Annotated in this window: 20 protein-coding genes and 1 pseudogene; 5 read left to right on the forward strand and 16 right to left on the reverse strand. The window is 27.9% G+C overall.

The features are described from left to right. Positions 1-85 precede the first annotated feature (85 nt). The gene (locus ACUN06_RS07250) at positions 86-796 is read right to left on the reverse strand and encodes an N-acetylmuramoyl-L-alanine amidase (RefSeq protein WP_449389546.1); all 711 of its coding nucleotides are present in this window, start codon (positions 794-796) and stop codon (positions 86-88) included. A 67-nt stretch (positions 797-863) separates the two neighbouring features. On the opposite strand from ACUN06_RS07250, the gene ACUN06_RS07255 reads away from it, so the two are divergent. Then, positions 864-1,430, forward strand: coding sequence for a sigma-70 family RNA polymerase sigma factor (locus ACUN06_RS07255; RefSeq protein ID WP_302659952.1), 567 nt, complete (start codon positions 864-866; stop codon positions 1,428-1,430). Positions 1,431-1,502: 72 nt separating this feature from the next. Here the strand turns inward: ACUN06_RS07255 and ACUN06_RS07260 are convergent, their stop codons facing one another. The 8 genes and pseudogenes from ACUN06_RS07260 to ACUN06_RS07295 form a co-directional block, all read right to left on the reverse strand. Beyond that, on the reverse strand, positions 1,503-2,183 hold the full coding sequence (locus ACUN06_RS07260) for a LexA family protein (protein WP_449389547.1): 681 nt from the start codon (positions 2,181-2,183) through the stop codon (positions 1,503-1,505). A 1,134-nt stretch (positions 2,184-3,317) separates the two neighbouring features. Next, entirely contained in the window at positions 3,318-3,608 is a 291-nt protein-coding gene (locus ACUN06_RS07265; RefSeq protein WP_449389548.1) for a HEPN domain-containing protein, read from the reverse strand. A gap of 23 nt (positions 3,609-3,631) precedes the next feature. Further along, on the reverse strand, positions 3,632-3,772 hold the full coding sequence (locus tag ACUN06_RS07270; protein ID WP_449389549.1) for a hypothetical protein: 141 nt from the start codon (positions 3,770-3,772) through the stop codon (positions 3,632-3,634). Beyond that, a complete protein-coding gene (locus tag ACUN06_RS07275) occupies positions 3,765-4,088 on the reverse strand; it encodes a nucleotidyltransferase domain-containing protein (protein ID WP_294126233.1) in 324 nt (107 codons plus the stop codon). The genes ACUN06_RS07270 and ACUN06_RS07275 overlap by 8 nt, the downstream gene beginning before the upstream one ends. Before the next feature lie 584 nt (positions 4,089-4,672). Continuing rightward, a pseudogene (locus ACUN06_RS07280) lies at positions 4,673-4,945 on the reverse strand (transposase); the annotation flags it as partial. Between the two features lie 486 nt (positions 4,946-5,431). Further along, complete coding sequence (locus tag ACUN06_RS07285; protein ID WP_449389550.1) at positions 5,432-6,073, reverse strand: HAD family hydrolase; 642 nt, start codon at positions 6,071-6,073, stop codon at positions 5,432-5,434. 29 nt (positions 6,074-6,102) lie between these two features. After that, the gene (locus tag ACUN06_RS07290; protein ID WP_291736933.1) at positions 6,103-6,732 is read right to left on the reverse strand and encodes an NUDIX hydrolase N-terminal domain-containing protein; all 630 of its coding nucleotides are present in this window, start codon (positions 6,730-6,732) and stop codon (positions 6,103-6,105) included. A gap of 1,228 nt (positions 6,733-7,960) precedes the next feature. Then, complete coding sequence (locus tag ACUN06_RS07295; RefSeq protein WP_449389551.1) at positions 7,961-8,533, reverse strand: Fic family protein; 573 nt, start codon at positions 8,531-8,533, stop codon at positions 7,961-7,963. A 155-nt stretch (positions 8,534-8,688) separates the two neighbouring features. On the opposite strand from ACUN06_RS07295, the gene ACUN06_RS07300 reads away from it, so the two are divergent. The 3 genes from ACUN06_RS07300 to ACUN06_RS07310 all read left to right on the forward strand — a co-directional run bounded on the left by ACUN06_RS07300 (position 8,689) and on the right by ACUN06_RS07310 (position 9,475). Next, complete coding sequence (locus tag ACUN06_RS07300; RefSeq protein WP_294124474.1) at positions 8,689-8,874, forward strand: YvrJ family protein; 186 nt, start codon at positions 8,689-8,691, stop codon at positions 8,872-8,874. Between the two features lie 117 nt (positions 8,875-8,991). Further along, positions 8,992-9,219, forward strand: a complete 228-nt coding sequence (locus ACUN06_RS07305) for a DUF1659 domain-containing protein (protein ID WP_449389552.1) — start codon at positions 8,992-8,994, stop codon at positions 9,217-9,219. A 37-nt stretch (positions 9,220-9,256) separates the two neighbouring features. After that, positions 9,257-9,475: a DUF2922 domain-containing protein gene (locus tag ACUN06_RS07310; RefSeq protein WP_449389553.1), complete on the forward strand. Its 219-nt coding sequence runs from the start codon at positions 9,257-9,259 to the stop codon at positions 9,473-9,475. 77 nt (positions 9,476-9,552) lie between these two features. Here the strand turns inward: ACUN06_RS07310 and ACUN06_RS07315 are convergent, their stop codons facing one another. The 7 genes from ACUN06_RS07315 to ACUN06_RS07345 form a co-directional block, all read right to left on the reverse strand. After that, positions 9,553-11,241 carry an SAVED domain-containing protein gene (locus tag ACUN06_RS07315; protein ID WP_294162778.1) on the reverse strand — a complete coding sequence of 563 codons (1,689 nt, stop codon included), beginning with the start codon at positions 11,239-11,241 and terminating at the stop codon, positions 9,553-9,555. Between the two features lie 19 nt (positions 11,242-11,260). After that, entirely contained in the window at positions 11,261-11,728 is a 468-nt protein-coding gene (locus tag ACUN06_RS07320) for a Mov34/MPN/PAD-1 family protein (RefSeq protein ID WP_294162780.1), read from the reverse strand. Beyond that, complete coding sequence (locus ACUN06_RS07325; RefSeq protein ID WP_449389554.1) at positions 11,712-13,373, reverse strand: ThiF family adenylyltransferase; 1,662 nt, start codon at positions 13,371-13,373, stop codon at positions 11,712-11,714. Before ACUN06_RS07325 ends, ACUN06_RS07320 begins: the two co-directional genes overlap by 17 nt. Beyond that, entirely contained in the window at positions 13,351-14,415 is a 1,065-nt protein-coding gene (locus ACUN06_RS07330; protein WP_294162784.1) for a cyclic GMP-AMP synthase DncV-like nucleotidyltransferase, read from the reverse strand. Before ACUN06_RS07330 ends, ACUN06_RS07325 begins: the two co-directional genes overlap by 23 nt. Before the next feature lie 101 nt (positions 14,416-14,516). After that, positions 14,517-14,699: a hypothetical protein gene (locus ACUN06_RS07335; RefSeq protein ID WP_449389555.1), complete on the reverse strand. Its 183-nt coding sequence runs from the start codon at positions 14,697-14,699 to the stop codon at positions 14,517-14,519. A 27-nt stretch (positions 14,700-14,726) separates the two neighbouring features. Further along, the gene (locus ACUN06_RS07340) at positions 14,727-15,266 is read right to left on the reverse strand and encodes a rolling circle replication-associated protein (protein WP_449389556.1); all 540 of its coding nucleotides are present in this window, start codon (positions 15,264-15,266) and stop codon (positions 14,727-14,729) included. Between the two features lie 571 nt (positions 15,267-15,837). Continuing rightward, entirely contained in the window at positions 15,838-15,993 is a 156-nt protein-coding gene (locus ACUN06_RS07345; protein ID WP_022167717.1) for a hypothetical protein, read from the reverse strand. A gap of 367 nt (positions 15,994-16,360) precedes the next feature. Here ACUN06_RS07345 and ACUN06_RS07350 point away from each other — a divergent pair, with 367 nt between their 5' ends. Continuing rightward, a complete protein-coding gene (locus ACUN06_RS07350) occupies positions 16,361-18,034 on the forward strand; it encodes a recombinase family protein (protein ID WP_449389557.1) in 1,674 nt (557 codons plus the stop codon). The last annotated feature ends 28 nt before the right edge of the window (positions 18,035-18,062 follow it).

Here is an 18,062-nt window from a genome sequence, read left to right on the forward strand (position 1 = left end):
TTTAATAACACTATTTTTCTTTTATTCTCTTAAATAACAAAAGGCTTATGTACCTTAATACATAAACCTTTTCTCCACTTTAGTTTTACTTTACCCTTAATTTCTGTCCAACATGAATTAAATTTCTATCCGCTATATTATTTAGTGCTACCAACCTTTCTACAGTAGTGTTGAATCTTCTACTTATTGCCCATAATGTATCTCCATATTTAACAATATAATACTCTTCATCATTAGTACTAGGTTGTTGATCTTCTGATATAGCAAGAGCTGTACATATTCCTTTGTATATTGTAGCTGCAGTATTTTCTGGATTATAGTTTTTCATATCTGAACTACTATCAACAAAGGCACATTCAACAAGTAATGCAGGCATTGAAGTATTATTAATGACATATAAGTCCCTTCTATCCTTTACGCCTCTGTTTTTAAGTCCAATTGAAGCTAATTCATTTAAGATAGCTTCTCCTATCTTTGTTGATAATCCATCTTGGTGATTATCTTTAATACATAAAACCTCTGCTCCATATCCACCATGGCATGCATTATGATGTATTGATACAAACAATGTTACACCGCAGTTATTTGCTGTAATTACTCTTTGGTACAATGAATCATTAAGGCTTTTAGCAGTATTAGGCGTACAATTCACAACCGTAATCCCTCTTTCCCTAAGCTTACTTATTAAAGAATTTCCAACCAACCTATTTAGATCATCCTCCCTACGTATTCCCACTGCTCCTGTATCATAAGGAACATTATGTCCAATGTCTATTGCTAATATAATTTCTTTCATGAAATTTCACCTCCAATTAAAATATATGGCTTAAAACCATATATACTAAGAAAGGGGGTAATTTTTTATGAATTTTAATTATATAGAATCTTTAGTTGCTAAAGCTAAAAATGGAGATGTATCATCTAAGGAAATTATTTTCAAAGAATTTAGACCTATGATATTAAATATCTCAAAAAGAACCTTTGTCCATGGATATGACTTTTCTGATATAGAGCATGAATGTTATGCTACATTACTAAAATGCATCAAGATTTATGACTTAGATAAAAAGAGATTTGTTGCTTATGCTACCATGGCAATTAAAAATAACATTAATTATCTAATAAAAAAGACTTGTAATAGAAGCTCATGTGAAGGCTCTGAGGCATTAATATTAAATGGAACCTTAGAGCATGTCCTACCATCAAACAATGAACCAGTAGATGTACAAGTTACTGACAGTATACTAGCAAAAAACCTTTATAAATATATAGACAAACTACCACAGCAGCATAAGGATATACTTAATTTTACACTTATAAATAATGGCTCTCTTAAGGAATACTCAAAAAATAATAACATTAATTATCCTACAACGGTAAATATTAAAAATAGAGCAATAAATCAATTAAGAAAAGAAATCCTAACATGAGAAAAGTTATAGTAGAACCCACCTACTATAACTTTTCTTTTTCTATATATTAACTTAATAAATATAGCTTTTTTAAACTTTACAAAATAATTTTAATGCCTCAACACTATGAACACATATATTTTTATTTTGATCTACTAGCATAGTTCTTAAATCATCAGTACAAACCCACTTAAAATCATATTTGTTGCTATCATTTTTAACATTTGCACTATCTACTTCACATAAAATAGTACTAGAAATAATTGAATTATTATCATTAAAGCTTTGGGTGACACAAAACGGCTTAAATACTGTCAATACTTCCTCTTCATAGCTTAATTCATTACATTTATCTTCACCAAATATCTTTGTTACTTCAAATCCATTAGCCTTTAATTTACGTCTTAAGTATTCATATACATTTTCACTTTCTTTAATAACTCCACCAGGTAATTCAAATATACTCTCATTAGTATGTTTATTTTTATTCTCTTGCAGCAATATGTACTCTTTATCCTCTGTACACATTAAAGCTATAGCATTTACAACAACTTTAACATTCTTTTCTCTCTTTGTAAGAACAATACTTCTAGGCATATCTACTCCACTTGTAATATGACCTTCAGCCTTTAATTTTTTAATATGAGCATGTACTGATGCTGTTGATTTAATATTAGCTATCCTACATATTTCCCTAATTGTTGGTGAATACCCATTTTCCTTAATAAAAGTTTTTATAATCTCTAAAATTTCCTTTTGCTTTTTACTCACACTATATGCCCCCCCTTTTTTATCCCATAATATAATTATACAGAACATATATTCGATTATAAATTAAAAAGAAACTAAAAATATTAATATTTCACCACTATACCTGTAATAATAGATAATGATTAAGTTCAATATTGCAAGATCGTTTCATCCATATATTCATTACAACTAATTACCTTTATTCATGATTTTGATCAAATGAAACCTTAATAATTAATTCACTTATCTATAATTTCTAACCACTCTTTCTTCTTTAAATTTTTAAATAATACAACTAATATTATTCTATAAATAGATAAAAGAATTAATTGTTAAGCTTGAATTTAAAAGAGAATTCCATTCCCTTAAACCTATGGGCTCAAATCATGTTAATTCTATCTAGTCACAAATAAGAGCCCTCAATTTATCATGACACTATTACAATTCTTATACTTAATTTATGTTCTTTAAATATTACGTAAACTGTGCTCCTATTTGCTTTTCTAAAGTGGAAACTTTACTTCGTAAAGTAATAAATAAAAATATATATTACTTATAATTAATTCTGCTATTTTAATTGTTATAACTCCTCATGGCTTTAATATAGTAAATACATTTCTTTATTGCACAGTATATCTACTACCAATATTACCTTATTTACTATAACTGCTATATCCATATTAGATAATATTATTTTATATTTTTTTGGGCCCTTAATCCAACACCTAAAAGAAGTGCATGTTATTACCTAGTATTTCTAAGGCAAAAAAGGTTTCTTAAAATGAACCGAACCATTTTTAACCTAAGAAATTCTACAGATTAAACATTTCTCTTTCAGGTAACCGTTGGGGGCCAATGATCTTTTCCAGTAAAACTTTCATATCATGACCTACTAACTAATTCTTTTCTTTTAAGACTTTTTGCTCATAATTTATTTTATTATCTTTTAACTATTTTTAATCTAAAACTTGCAACGCACCTTATCCTTGCTACAAAAAGTAGACAGGTAGCCTTACTAGTACCTTTTTGTCAATTGCTAGAAAGCTAGTCCCCCTTCGCAATTACTTTTCACGTTGCAGTCCCATTGCTCATGGAACAGAGTGGAAATTTTTTTAAAAAATTAAAATATGAAAATTAATAATAATGTAAAATATCCTAATTACCTATTTTATCTCTAACAAAGTTTTCTATTTTTTCTGCACAATTTATGGCACTTATCATATCATTATCTGTAACATCTAATTGATATGGATACCTAACTTGTACTCCATATGGTGCTAATTCAATACATTCATCTTCTATTATCTCGAAACTTTTATCTATAGCTTTACACTTATTGTTAAGTAATACTAAATCATGAGTTCTTTCAATCTTATTCCCAGATTTAATAAGATAACCTTTCAAGTATTTTTCTGCACTTTGTTCACAATGATAATAACATATCATTTCTATAGTGGTAATTCAAAGGTTTATAGTTCAACTATAACAAACCAATGATAATAACATATCATTTCTATAGGTCTTGGATGCATATTCATTAAGAATTTAGCTGATTCTAAATCTCTTTTAGCAAATTCAAACCATTCAGTATATATTTTATTATTATCCATAAAGCTTTACTCCTTGATGAAATATTTTACTTTCTAATGTACAATTAGACTTAACTCTTTCATTGAATTCATCACTATAATAAATTAATAAATCTACTGGCATATTTTGAACTTTAGCTATAGCTTTTCTAATAAGCTTCATTATTTCAACTTTTCTTTTACTTTTATCATCAGTTACTATACATATATCAAGATCACTATCTTCAGTAGGCTCTCCATACGCATAAGAACCAAATAAATATATAGAACTTGCCCTGACCACTTGATTTATTTCTTTTAATAAACTTTCCAATTCAATCTTCACATTATATGGCATTACTTTCACCTACCTTAGTTTAACTCAATCTCTTTGTCGATATTATACACTATAATCCATCTATGTAGTCACTTTTTATTAACTACTAGTACTTTAAACTAAGAAATAAATTGAAATTTAACGTTCTCTATGAATATACATTCTTGTCATATTAGGTTCTCCATCTCCTTGAAGCATACATAAAAATTTCCATCCGTATCTCTCATAAAAATTATTGTGGTCTGTGATTAAATACAACGTGTCAACTCCCTTTAATTTCATAGCTGCAAAAAGTATACAGGCAACCTTGCTCCTCCACTTTTTGCAGCAGGGACACTTTCGGTAATATTTCCTTAGTTGCTAATTAGAGAACAGGAAGCCCTTCTACTCCTCATTAACACCAGTAAATATCACCACAAGACGGTGCTAAGGGGGGACAGGCAATCAGCATTAACAAAAAAGTACAGCTAGCCTTAGAGGGCACTGAAAAACTTAATGTTTTTCAAGTGCGATTATCCACAAAGTAAAAAATAGTTAATGAAGCTGAAGCTTTTAGTTTCATTAACTATTTTTATTTAGTTATTTATATAATAACTAGGATATTTCTATCCTAATATCTTCAATATTCTTTTAATATTTACTGTAAATATTGATAATTCCCCTTGAATTTCCATGCCAATTAAACCTGAAGATGATGCTTTATCATATCCATGTCTATGTTTTAACTCACTATTTTTTGATTCTATTTTATAACGCTCTTTAGACTTTTCTTTAAAATATTCGCTTTCTTGAAAAGCTATCTGCGATTTATGTATATCACTTTTTATAGTAACTGAATAAGTTTTACTCTTAGCTCCGTCTTTATAACAACCTTCTTTTTGTGTCCAAAATATTGACATAAGACCAAACAACTAAATCATAAATTCCTGTATATTCACTTAAAATCATTGTTTCTTGCTTTTTTATCATACACATCACCCACATTATTTTATAAGTTAAGTATAACATAAAAGACCTAAAAAATTGTCTTAAAAAAATTTTTTAGGTCTTTTATTCCGAAAGGCACTTTTTCAGTGCCCTCGTAGCTTTACTAGTACCTTTTTGTCAATTGCTAGAAAGCTAGTCCCCCTTGCAATTACTTTTCACGTTACAGTCCCACTACTCATGGGACAGAGCGGAAATTTTCTTCAAAAATTAAATATAAAGTTTTATGAAAATTTATTTCTGTAAAACAATCCATATTCTTGATATTATAGGAATATTCATTATTATACCAAAGCTTTAAATAATATATTTAAAAAGGACTTATAAATTCATTTATACTTTTAGTTCGTTATTTATTAAAATTGTTCATTAAATCTACTCTATAAATAATAAATAACTTCTTCTAATGAAGATAATACTGCTTTTGTCATATTCAAATAATATTGATTTGGAACTTTCATGTCTGGTATACATATTACTGGAATATTAGCTGAATATGCTGATTGAATTCCTGATTCACTATCTTCTAAAACTAAGCACTCTTCTGGATTTACTGAAATTTTATCACAAGCTTTTAAGAAAATATCTGGGTTTGGTTTTCCTTTTTCAACCTCATTACCAAATACAAATTCATCAAAGTATTCAACAATGTTATGCTGTCTCAATATCGTTAATGCTCTACCTCTTGTACTTGATGAAGCAATAGCAATTTTTAAATTGTTATCTTTTAAATACGTTAATAATTTTTTTACTCCAGTCTTTAAATCAATACCTTCATTAATAAACTTATCTTCAACTTTTAATACGTTGTCTAATCCTACCTCAATAGTCCACGGTAAATTATATGTATCTATTAAATTTGTAACATTCTTAACTTCTGTTTTTCCGCTAAAATTTTGAGCGTATTCTTCAATAGAAAAGCTATGTCCAAATTGGTTTAATATTTCTTTATAGATTTTATATGAAACTATCTCACTATCAATTAATAAACCATCTAAATCAAATATAACTGCTTTTATCATATATCTCTCCCCTTAAATACATCTATATATTAGTCAAACATTACTTGCCAATTTGGATTATTTTTAGCTTCAAAACACATTTCGATTTGTTTAGATGTAACCTTTTCTTCAGAAAGATTTGGAAGGTTTTCAACTAAAAAATAATTCATCTCTATAGTCTCTATATTTTCAATAAATTCTCCACCAGTAACTTCACATTCAACAAAAACCTTACACACTCCATAAGGATATAACGGTTTATTATGTTTATTTCTATCTTGAATAGCAATAACTCTTTTTGCAGTAACATCAAGCCCAGATTCTTCTTTTACTTCTTTTATAGTATTTGATTCTATTGATTCTAAAACATCTACCCAACCACCAGGTAGTGACCATAATCCGTTGTTCTCACGAACAAGTAATATTTTCTCATCTTTAAAAATTACTGCTCTAGTATCTAATTTAGGGGTCTGATAACCACTTTCATTACAGAATAAAGTTTTTATTTTACCAATAGGAATATCTGTTTTATAGCTTAACATTTCAGCTGCAATATTTCTTAATTGCTCATATCGTTCTTTATCATATATATCTTTTGTATATGTTAATCCACATTGTGCAATACTTTGTATCTCAATTGCCCATTTTAACCAAGGTTCTTTTAAAAATATGTTATTCATAATATCACCATCCAAACTTTAGACTATATTATCTATATATTACTTTACTCTCATTATATAACTAATATTACTATAATTTATATATAAATTATAGTAATATTAAAACAATTTTATCAACTATTAATAATTTATACTTCTTCTTTTAAAACTCTGTGTTTTCCAGTGGTTACTCATATTTCAACGCTTTTAAAAAAATACTAATATTTAAGTGTTACATATGTAAAATTAAATTTAGAATTTTGAAAAAATTATTTCTACTCTGTCCATGTGAGCGTAGCTGTAAGTGGACTGCTAAATAAAAGTAAAAGCCCCTCCTTAGGCTAGTAAAAAAAGATTGCAGAATAAATGACTTTTGGCGTACTAGTTAGGCAACCTGTACCCAAAAGTCATTTAAGTAGTAAGATTTTTTTACCTGTCTAAGGTGGACTAGTAGGACTAGTATTTTGGAATTATATATTTTTAGGACTAGTAAGGCTACTTGTCATTAAAATATGTAATGGAAGAATACCTGTCCTACCTGTCCAAATGGGCACAGTTTCGTGATTAGAAATGGTTAAAATTAACACAAATAGATTAGCTGCTAGGATTTGGGGCACGCCCCATTATATTTATTTAGAGCTTCCAGCATGGAAGGTTTCATATTAAATAATAGCCCCCACCGGGTACCCTAAATAGGACTAGATTAATCCTATTACTATCTTAGGTAATATAATGCTTGCTTCATTTTAAGAGACTTATATTGCCTTAGATAGTAAAGGTAATATCCTGTACTATTTCGGGTGGTGGATAAGGGCCCCAAAGTATAAATTTTCAGTATACTAGTAGCTTCAATAGTATGAGTAATATTAGGAATAACACTTTTAAATAGTAATAGTTACTAACATAATCAATAAAAATAATAATTAAAAATAAAGCAAAACAAAATATTATTATAAATATAAAAGGTGCGTTAGCACTTTTGTTTTAGTGGTTTGGCGTAAGCCAAACTTCTACTCTGTTAACTTTGAAAAAGTGGACTGCTACTGTCCGTAGGACTATAATTTAGAGCTTTTAAAAAATTCTTTTATATCTTCAGTGATAATAAATAGTTAAATAGATTTTTATGAAATAAAATAAAGATTAAGATTACAAGATAATAATAAATGAAATTTTTTTAAAGGTTTCCTTTTTAAAAGTAAATCCTCTCTTTTGCAGTTTAACTGTGTATGAGAGGATTTATTTTAACACCTTAGATTAATTCATTATATTTTTTATAGTTAAATCCATAAAAAAACGTTATACATTTTTCTAATATAAACTTTATTACTTCATCAGCTTCTAAAGTTTCATAAAAATCTAGCATTAATTTATTATACTCAACCTTATATCTAGCTGGTATAGAAAGTACTCCTATATCATTTGATAACAGGATAAGGTTTGATGAAAGTCTAGCTGTTCTCTCATTTCCATCATAAAAGAACTGACAGTAAGATAGCCATAGATTAAGTATAATAGCTTTTTCAAGTAAATTATCTATAGAATTTATTTTATCTATATCAGCTTTAAATACTTCCTCTAAATCCTCATAATTAATACACTTATATTCAACAGTACCTGCAATTCCAATGTTACCCTTTCTAAAGTCACCTACTATTAATGCCTCATCTTTAGCAACTTTACCATGAATATCACAAATAACTTCTTTGTTTAACTCTAAAGAATTTGTTCTACTCAAATTAACAACATAATCCCATGATAACTTTATATCATGTGGTAATTCATCTTTAAATTTATATCTATATCTAGGAATAAATGTATCCATAGCCAACACCTCAAATAAATATTTATTATTTTTCTCCTACTATTATATCCCAAGATTATTCTAGCTTAAACGAAAACTTACTGATCTATTTTTTTATAAACAAACAACCTATACTCCCTGCTTCAAAACCATATATATTATTTAGAGGTGATATCATGAAAAATTTAGCTCTTATATCATTAATAGTCAGTACTAGCTTCCCAATAGCTATTACTGCCTATCTATTGATTAGACTAGAAAAGCAACTTATTTCACTATCAAATAGTATAAATACATTAAATACCATTGTTTCAGTAAAATTAGGTGCTGTTGTAAAAGATGAAAAAGACAAAGCCGCATAATATAAAAAATCTGATAGGCCAAAAGTTTATCAGATTTTTTATATTTTATTATTAACTTTTGATTTCTTCTTTTTAAACCATATATATTAAATACCAAGCTACAAGGAGGTGAATAACATGGCAACTTCAAAAGAATTAAAAACAACTACTTTAAATATTGAAGTACAAAGCGGTGTTGATAAAGATGGTAATCCATCATACAAGAAAAAGAATTTTTCAGGTATTAACGGAGATGCTACACCAGAAGCTCTAGCAACCGTTGCAGATGCAATTAAATTAGTGTTAGCTAATCCAACTAGATACACCTTAGTTAATGAAATCTCTATGCTAGAAGACAACGCTTAGCTTATTAATCCAAATCTTATAGAAAGGAGGATAAACCATGGAATACTCATTACAAATGGTCTTTTTATGTGAGAGTGGTGAAAAGAGTTCAATTACAATTTCAGATGTAAAACCTGGACTTACAAACTCAGATGTAATAGCCCTAATGGACACCATTATCGCAAGCAATATCTTTGTAACAAGTAAAGGTGCATTAATTAGTAAATACAGCGCTCAAGTTGTACAAAGAGAAGTTACAAAATGGGATCTTAACTAGTCAAAAGGCATTGGATTAGAAATCCAATGCCTTATTATTAAGCTTTTCTTCAGATAATCTTTATTGGTTAATCATTTTTAATTTATATCTCTCAATTTTTTTAAATTACAAACCTTTTTATAGTGAACTTTATCCGTATTATTGTAATTATATACAAATGTATCTGGATACATACTATATCTTATTATTCTTCCTATTTCTATACATACCCCTGCTGGTGCTGCTATAAATAAATGAATTTCTTTATAGTTATTATATATACTATCTAGTTTATTCTTAACTATAGATTTCACTCTTAACACATCAGCTTTGTAGTTTAAATACGACAGCTTCGGATTATCAACTTTAAATGATAATAAGTCATAATCTTTATCAATAACTTGATCTATATCTTCACTATTTATTCTTGAACTTATTTGTAATGCTAATGCTAAAATATCACTACTTCTATCAATAAATTCTTCTTTAATCTCTATATTATCATCGCTCTCATCATATACCCACTTTGATTCATTCTCTATATATTGATATACTTTTACATTTGGCGAATCATTTTGCATTAAATATCCCAATGAAATTAATAATGGTATTTGGGCTATAGGAAATATATGAATATTATCAGTTGTTATTTTTGCTATTATAGAATCATAAAAAGTTACTAATTCACTTAAGTATAATTTCCACTCATCATCTGTTTTAAGATAGATATTTTTATGTCCAAACTTATAGTTAGAAGTATTACGAAGTCCAAATTTATTTTTTATATCTTCATAATCTAAAGGCATTCCCATAAGCTTTAAATCAACAATAGTGTCTTGCTTTCTTGTTCTTTCCTTATTATACTTCTCCCCTTTTAAATAATACTTACCATGTTTAGCTTCATCTACCGAATAATCATACATCCATTTTGCAAATTTTGTACTCCAATTATAAAACAAGTAATAACTTTGATTGTTATCAACATCAATATTTCCTATAATAAATCCTGCTGGATAATCATCAAACTCTGCTCTTGCTTGTTTACAAAAACACAATACCATATTTGCAATCATATCTTGCTTAATAACTGCTTGATGACAATGACCACCTAAATACATATCAATACCTTTACTCCTAAATACTGATTTCAAATGACTCCTTTCCTGTGGATTTAAATCCTCTAATCTATGATGCCCTATTACAATATTAAATTCATCTTTATTTACTTCCTCTAAACACTTATACACACTATTAATTCCAATATGAATTCTTCCGTCTTCTACTCCTGAATCATAACACATCCACGCTGTATTTAAGTGAATAATATTTACACCTTCTATTAATCTCTCAACAAAATGTACGTTTTCTTTTGGATAATCTCTATTTAATATATTTTTATACGTATTAAAAAAATTATTTTGAGCACTAATTAATGATTTTATACTATTAATTTCTTTTTCTTCATCTAATATTCCACTATCCCATAATTCTTTTACTATACTACCTCTATTATCCGGTATATTCCTACTTAAATCATGATTTCCTGGTATTATAAATACATTTTGTTTGTTTATATCAATTCTGTAAATTAATTCTAATATAAATTCTTCAGCTAAATCATAACCAGTGTCTTTGTCACTTATATCCCCTGTTATAATAATAAAATCAAACTTTTCTTCATTATTTAACTCTTCTACCTCATCAATAAGCGCATCTCTCATTACTTTTGTTTTTATACCATCACAATAAGAGTGTAAATCTGACAAATGTAACCATCTATATTTCATCTTTATCTCCTTCTAATACCTATTGAATTAAATTTGCTTCCTTTATTTCTTTAGTGTATATATTTCCATACCATACCCTAATGTCTTTTATTCCAATTATGATAAAAAAACAATACATACTTTCTCCTGGTTTAGACTTTTTTAAAGTATTTTTCCATGAAATGATATCTGTCCAAGAAGGTTTTGGAACTTTAACGGGATGAGTATGCCAATTTCCTTTAAAATATAAGCATCTTTTTTTTGATTCCCTGAGTATATCTTTATGTTTTTTACTTTTTCTTAAAAATATAAATCTAGATTGAACATCACCTTCTAAAGGTACTGTTATATCTATAATTCTTGTATTCCCATGTATATCAGTTCTTCCTAACAATAACCCTCCACTTTCAGGATCAATATTACGCTTTTGTCTAAATTCATTTAATTTTTTAATTACTACTTCATTTAATATAAAATTAATTTCATCAACCTTATATTTTAATTCCACATATCTCACATCCTTCACTTTTATATGAAGTTTTTGCCAATGTATCTCCACCTAAAGATATATCTCCGTTATTAAATATATATTCATTCAAAGTTTTTACTGAAAATAAAATATTATCATTAATCTTATTAGAATTTAACATATCTAATATTATATTTAATATCATTGCAGAACCTTTTAATAATACAATATTTCCATATTGATTAATAACTCCCCCACACCCAGTTCCTGTTAATTCATCCTTGTAATTCTTATTACTAAAATGAGCTTTGTTGGTATCGCTATTGGTATATAGACAATTGAAGCAACCAGTTCTATTATAATTAACCGCAAGTGCATGTACACCTATTCCTCTGGATTCAATCCAAGTAAATAAAACAGGTGTATCTATTTTAAGTTCTTTAAATGCCTTATTTAGCTTTATCATATAATCAGTTCCACCAGTAGCTATAATTATTAAATCATATTCACTTAGATTATACTCTTGCATATTATCAACATTAAACTTACTCTTGTTTATATTTACTTCAACCTCTGGATATTCTAACTCTAAATCAAATTTCATACTAAATACTTTACTATAGTTTGAATAATTAGCTCCAAGTGAATGTCTCATTATATTTTCCATATTAATATCATCTGGATCAATAATTGTTATGTTTTTCACACCAATTTTAGGCAACTCAGAAATTATATAACTACCTAGTGAACCTGCCCCTACGATAAGTATTTTCTTATCTCTCAGTCTGTTTTTTACGCCAATTCTTCTAAATAAATATTCAGTATCACATCTTTCTGATTTCAAATATTCAATAAACATTATTTCATCTAATCCAGATAATATTGTTTTATTTTTACTACTCTTAAATTTAAGTTTTAGCACAAATGATATTGGTACAACTCCTGGAACATACATTTCAAATACCAAGAACACTTCTTTATTAACTATAATTAATTTTTCTAAAGTTTCTATATTTTCTTCACTAACACAATTATTTATTATATATCTAACTTCATCAGCAGACCATTTTTTATCACCTACTGGTGGCATAATTAGATTACTGTTTATTAACGGTATATAAATAACACTCTTTTTAGTCTTGCAATCTTGTTTTAGGAATATATCATTTATATTAATATCATCATCAATATAAATATCAATATCTTTCTTATTATATGGCTTTAGTACCTTTATCTGAGATGAAGAATTTATATATAACTGAATTTTATTCTTATTTTCAGCGCACTTATTCCAAAAATATAAAAATTCTTTTCTAAATTCTCTTCTCTCTTCTTCATGGCTCATAGTCATTAACTTTTCTATTCTAATTAGCGTATAGTTAATAATTTCTCTATAATCCTTATTTCTAACACTTATATCCTCTCTAATTGATAAGCATAAATAAAAAAGCTCATTTTTATCTAAATATAACATATGTGGTTTATTTGATATTTCATCTTTAGAATTACATAGTAAAACACATGGTAACTTATATTCATCTAATGATGCAAATAGAAAACTATACTCTTTCTCATTTATCCTATACGTAAATTTTATAATTCCAGCTTCAAAAACTTCAACATTTGAAATGTGGTTTAACTCTTTTAAATATTCAATATATTTATTTTGCAAAGCTATCTTCACTATTTACCTCATCGACTTCTGGAAGCGGAAATTTATCTCCAAATATCCCCACCAATATTTCCCCAGCCGTTCTTTCATTTTCTTCTTCTACTGCCTTCTTTAAATTTGATTCAAATGTTGTCCATCTTGTGTAAAAAGTCTTTATATATGAATATGAATTTCTTATCTTAAAGAAACAATCTGAGCCTGGAGCTTTTGGAAGTTTACATTCTATTAAATCAATAACTTCTTTGCCTTCTTCATCAATTGTTTTTTCAAATAATTCACTTGTTATATTTTTTACTGTTTTATATAATGCATTTAAATCATTATACTCACCATCAATCTTTACACTTTCAAAGTTTTCACATGCCAATATTGTTAATGCTATACTTGGTGGTATAGAGTGATCTCGTCTTGAAGTTCCATATTTTTCTGCTTTCCACCACTTTATATATCTTATAATACGTCTCTTTTGTTTCCTTTGTTTTTTTTCTTCATCATCTAAATTTAACCCTTCAATTTGCAGATGATCCTTCTTAAAATACTCACTTAATCCTTCAGGGTCAGCAATTTCCCATTTTATCTCTTCTTCTTTATTTGGATCTTTACCTCTAGCTAAATATAGCTTATCACCACACTTTGCATATATTGGAAAATCTATATGATACTTTTCTTCTCCTACTTTAGTATATTTTACAGTCACACAAGGTTCTTTTATTTCCGGTTCTCTATTTGTGTTTTTTAATGCCTCTCTTACTAACTCTTTAATCTCTAATACATCATCATACTTATTTTTATCTAAATCTATAATTGTGGCTACATCTATATCAAATGCTGTATCAGTATGATTAATAGTGGTATTTATACTATAACTACCTTGATCTATAAATCTTATCTCTTCCACCTTAATATCTTCCTCATACTTTTCTTTAAATTTGGTTGGGAACTTACTCTTAAAGTCATCCTTTAGTTTTTTCTTTTTTTCTCTAATTTCATTATTCCCATCGTACTTTACTTCATCATTATAAAATGTTATAAATTCATTTTTTAGTATTGCCATATTTTCTCCCCCTTTGTAAGCATAAAGTTAATGATATAATTATAACCTATCACGAACTTATTTTCCAAGACTTAGTGATATTTTTTATTTTTTTATATATCCTACTCCATTCTTCTCATCTTTATATAAATATAAGTCCCACCATCAATATCATTAAAGGCAACATCATGTCCAGTATAAATAAATCCTGGATAAAGCTTCTCAAAGACTTCTCTTTCCCCTTGATTTTGTGATAGCTCATATAATTTTTTATTTGAATACTTATAATCATTAATCTTTGGCAATGGTATAACTATATTTTTAGATTGACTCTATCTTTTCTTTCCTCTAGGATCCTTTGAAAGGTAATTTGCTAATTCTTCAAAGCCTAGTTCATTAGCTTGCATTCTATTTGCATTAGCTGTGCCCTTTCCCCATAGTTCTTCTGCCTTATCTCTATCCATGCCAGATATTATAATATGATGGTGTATTCTTGTTTTTGTTCTTTTATCATCTGTAGCTTCTCTATATTCTAAAACTGCTATATATTTTAATTCATCAAGCCCATTCCTCTTCCTAAAGTTTTTAACTCTCCTAATATAATTATTTCTATCACGAATAGCAGCCTCTTCACTATTTGGAAGATTAGCTGCATTATAACTAAGGCTAACTATTAAATCCCTATTATCAAAGTTAACATGAATTCTTCTTCTTAAATTCTTTCTTGCATTTTTATCATTTAGGTTCTTTTGTTCCTTTCTACTCTCCTTCTTTTTCTTTGATCTACTCTTCTTTTGTTCATATTTAGAAATAGGATATATTTCTACTTCTAAATATTTACCACATAGAAACCTCTTCTCTCTAATAGCCATACCCTTTACCCCTATAACTTTATTTCTTAAATTTAAATAACGTTCTAAAGATAATACCTATTACAAGCTCTCAAAGGCATTAAATTAAGTACCTTTAAAAACAGTTTATTTACAGAGAAAATTCCCTATTGTTTAATAAAAATAGAGAATTTTATTAAACTTTTCATGTAGACACATTGAGATTAATCTTGCCGGATTGTCAATGTGTCTTTTTACCTGTAAAAATATTATTTTCATATTTTAATCTCCAAAATCTTAAGTAGACCAGAGCCTTTAATATATCTAAAATTCTTGTCACTATTTTTAGAAACTTGTATTTTACTAAATTCTTCTTCTGTAAGGTATGTGGCTTTTACATATTCCCTTCACTCTAGTTCTAAAACTAATTTCAAAGTATTAATATCTCTTAATTCAACCATGTAACCTCTTCACCTTTAAGAGCACTGAAATCAACCCTAATCCAAATCATCATATTGCTTAAAATCTCTATTTCAAACTTTATATTTTCAATGTAACTCTTCATTAAAATTAATCCTTATTGCTTAAGGCTAATTAGCCAATTTTTCATAAGTTAATCGAAGTACTTACAATCATTTTCTTCAAGATAATCAACAATTAAATCTATTTCCTCAGAAGTAAACTTTTGTATTGCAATATCTGTTAATGTATCTATTAACTTGTTTTCTAAAATACTCATATCCTCTGGATAAATACATGTAATCGTCACTATCTCGCCTCCTATAAATTAATAATCTATACTATGCTTGTACACTTCTTCTTGTTACACTGAAATACATAATCACACGTTATGTGTTATTTCTTCTAAAAAAATCTCATAAATACATTCATGACCAAAGTTAGCTTTAAATTTCTCCATAAAATTATAGCTTGGATTTTTTAGTCCAAGTTCAATCTTAGAATAATAGCTCAGGGTATCCTAACTTTTTATCCATTTCTTTTTGAGTTAGCTTTTTACTATTTATAAAGTCTACTAAGAGAAACATGAATATAAACATAATACAATTGAAGAAATGGCTACTATAGAAAATTTCCCCATAGAACTTATTAAAATAAAACTAAAATATATTTAATTTATGATAATATTGCATATACTAAACCGAGGTGATTATATGAAAATTGCTATTTACTCAAGAAAAAGTAAATATACAGGAAAAGGTGATTCCATAGTAAACCAAATCCAAATGTGTAAGGACTATATAGAGACTCATTATATAGATAATGACCTTGAATATATCATTTATGAAGATGAAGGATTTTCTGGTGTAAATATAAACAGGCCAAGGTTCCAAAAGCTTCTTAGTGATATAAAAAAAGAAAAATTTGATATTTTAATCTGCTATAGGCTTGATAGAATTAGTAGAAATGTATCAGACTTCTCAACTACCTTAGAAGAGCTTCAAAGTTATGGAGTTGACTTTATAAGTATTAAGGAACAATTTGATACAACTACCCCAATGGGAAGGGCTATGATATACATAGCATCAGTATTTGCCCAACTAGAGCGTGAAACCATTGCTGAGCGTGTAAAGGATAATATGGTTGAACTAGCTAAGTCAGGAAAATGGTCTGGAGGTAGAACTCCACTTGGCTTTAATAGTGAAAGCTCCTCTTATATTGATGAAGAAGGTAATGAAAGAAAATTAGTTAAGCTTGTAAAAAATGATGAAGAACTACAATTAGTTAACTTAATTTATGATACCTATCTAAGAGAAGGATCATTACATAAGACAGAAGTTTACTTTGCTTCTCACAACATTAAATCAAATAGAAATATCCTTCTTGAAAAAACATCATTAAAGGTAATCTTAAGCAATCCTGTTTATGCAATAAGCTCCCCTGAACTTAAGAGGTGGCTTGAGGATGACGGATGGAATGTATATGGTGAACCTGATGGCAAACATAGCTATCTTAGCTACAATAAGACAAAGCAAGTAACTAGAAACGGAAAAACAACTAAAATATCAAATGATAAAGAAAATTGGATAGCTGCAATAAGTGATTGCCCTGGCATAATTGATGCAGATAAATGGATTGCAGTCCAAGAGCAATTTAAGGGCAATAGAGGTTCTTTCCCTAAAAAGGCAAGAACCCACAATGCAAAACTTGTTGGAAAAATTTATTGTGCTCACTGTAATAACTACATGCAGGTAGTTCATGGAAATATAAAAAAAGATACAGGAAAAAGACAATACTACTACTCCTGCTCATTAAAAAAGAAATCAAAAAGTGAACTATGCAAAAATAAAAATTTAAAGGTAGAAGAGGTAGAAAATTTATTACTCCTAGAGCTAGAAAATCTAGGCAAAAATAAGAAAAGCTATATCCAAAGCTTAAAAAGGAAAAATGACGCAGTAAAGAAAAATAAAGATGTAAAACTAAAGCAAAATGCAATTCAAAAAGAAATGTATGCCAAACAAAAAATTCTAAACAATCTAGTAGATAAATTAGCAGTTGCTGATGATCTAGACGATATAATAATACAAAGAATAAGATCCGCTAAAAATGAAATGCAAGAGTTACAGAAACAACTAGATGAAATATCAAAAGAGATAGAAGATTCAAACTATAAGAAATTAGACCTAGTCTTTATAGAAAGCTTACTAGAAAAGTGTGCTGATATAAGAGAACTAGATTCTAATGAACAAAGACTTCTAATAGGTGTTTTAGTAGATAAGATTCTATGGGATGGTAATACTCAAGATGTAACAGTATATTTCATTGGAAGTGGAGACGTAGAAAAAAAGTAGATTCTCTACTTCCAGATTCATTCCAATT

The organism is Clostridium sp. ETTB3 (genome assembly GCF_053571985.1).

Bases quoted from the DNA above. Each gene is read 5' to 3' on its own strand.
- ACUN06_RS07250 (WP_449389546.1), bottom strand. From the start codon at position 796: ATGAAAGAAATTATATTAGCAATAGACATTGGACATAATGTTCCTTAT.
- ACUN06_RS07255 (WP_302659952.1), top strand. From the start codon at position 864: ATGAATTTTAATTATATAGAATCTTTAGTTGCTAAAGCTAAAAATGGA.
- ACUN06_RS07265 (WP_449389548.1), bottom strand. From the start codon at position 3,608: ATGATATGTTATTATCATTGTGAACAAAGTGCAGAAAAATACTTGAAA.
- ACUN06_RS07270 (WP_449389549.1), bottom strand. From the start codon at position 3,772: ATGGATAATAATAAAATATATACTGAATGGTTTGAATTTGCTAAAAGA.
- ACUN06_RS07275 (WP_294126233.1), bottom strand. From the start codon at position 4,088: ATGCCATATAATGTGAAGATTGAATTGGAAAGTTTATTAAAAGAAATA.
- ACUN06_RS07285 (WP_449389550.1), bottom strand. From the start codon at position 6,073: ATGATAAAAGCAGTTATATTTGATTTAGATGGTTTATTAATTGATAGT.
- ACUN06_RS07290 (WP_291736933.1), bottom strand. From the start codon at position 6,732: ATGAATAACATATTTTTAAAAGAACCTTGGTTAAAATGGGCAATTGAG.
- ACUN06_RS07295 (WP_449389551.1), bottom strand. From the start codon at position 8,533: ATGGATACATTTATTCCTAGATATAGATATAAATTTAAAGATGAATTA.
- ACUN06_RS07300 (WP_294124474.1), top strand. From the start codon at position 8,689: ATGAAAAATTTAGCTCTTATATCATTAATAGTCAGTACTAGCTTCCCA.
- ACUN06_RS07305 (WP_449389552.1), top strand. From the start codon at position 8,992: ATGGCAACTTCAAAAGAATTAAAAACAACTACTTTAAATATTGAAGTA.
- ACUN06_RS07310 (WP_449389553.1), top strand. From the start codon at position 9,257: ATGGAATACTCATTACAAATGGTCTTTTTATGTGAGAGTGGTGAAAAG.
- ACUN06_RS07315 (WP_294162778.1), bottom strand. From the start codon at position 11,241: ATGAAATATAGATGGTTACATTTGTCAGATTTACACTCTTATTGTGAT.
- ACUN06_RS07330 (WP_294162784.1), bottom strand. From the start codon at position 14,415: ATGGCAATACTAAAAAATGAATTTATAACATTTTATAATGATGAAGTA.
- ACUN06_RS07340 (WP_449389556.1), bottom strand. From the start codon at position 15,266: ATGGCTATTAGAGAGAAGAGGTTTCTATGTGGTAAATATTTAGAAGTA.
- ACUN06_RS07350 (WP_449389557.1), top strand. From the start codon at position 16,361: ATGATAATATTGCATATACTAAACCGAGGTGATTATATGAAAATTGCT.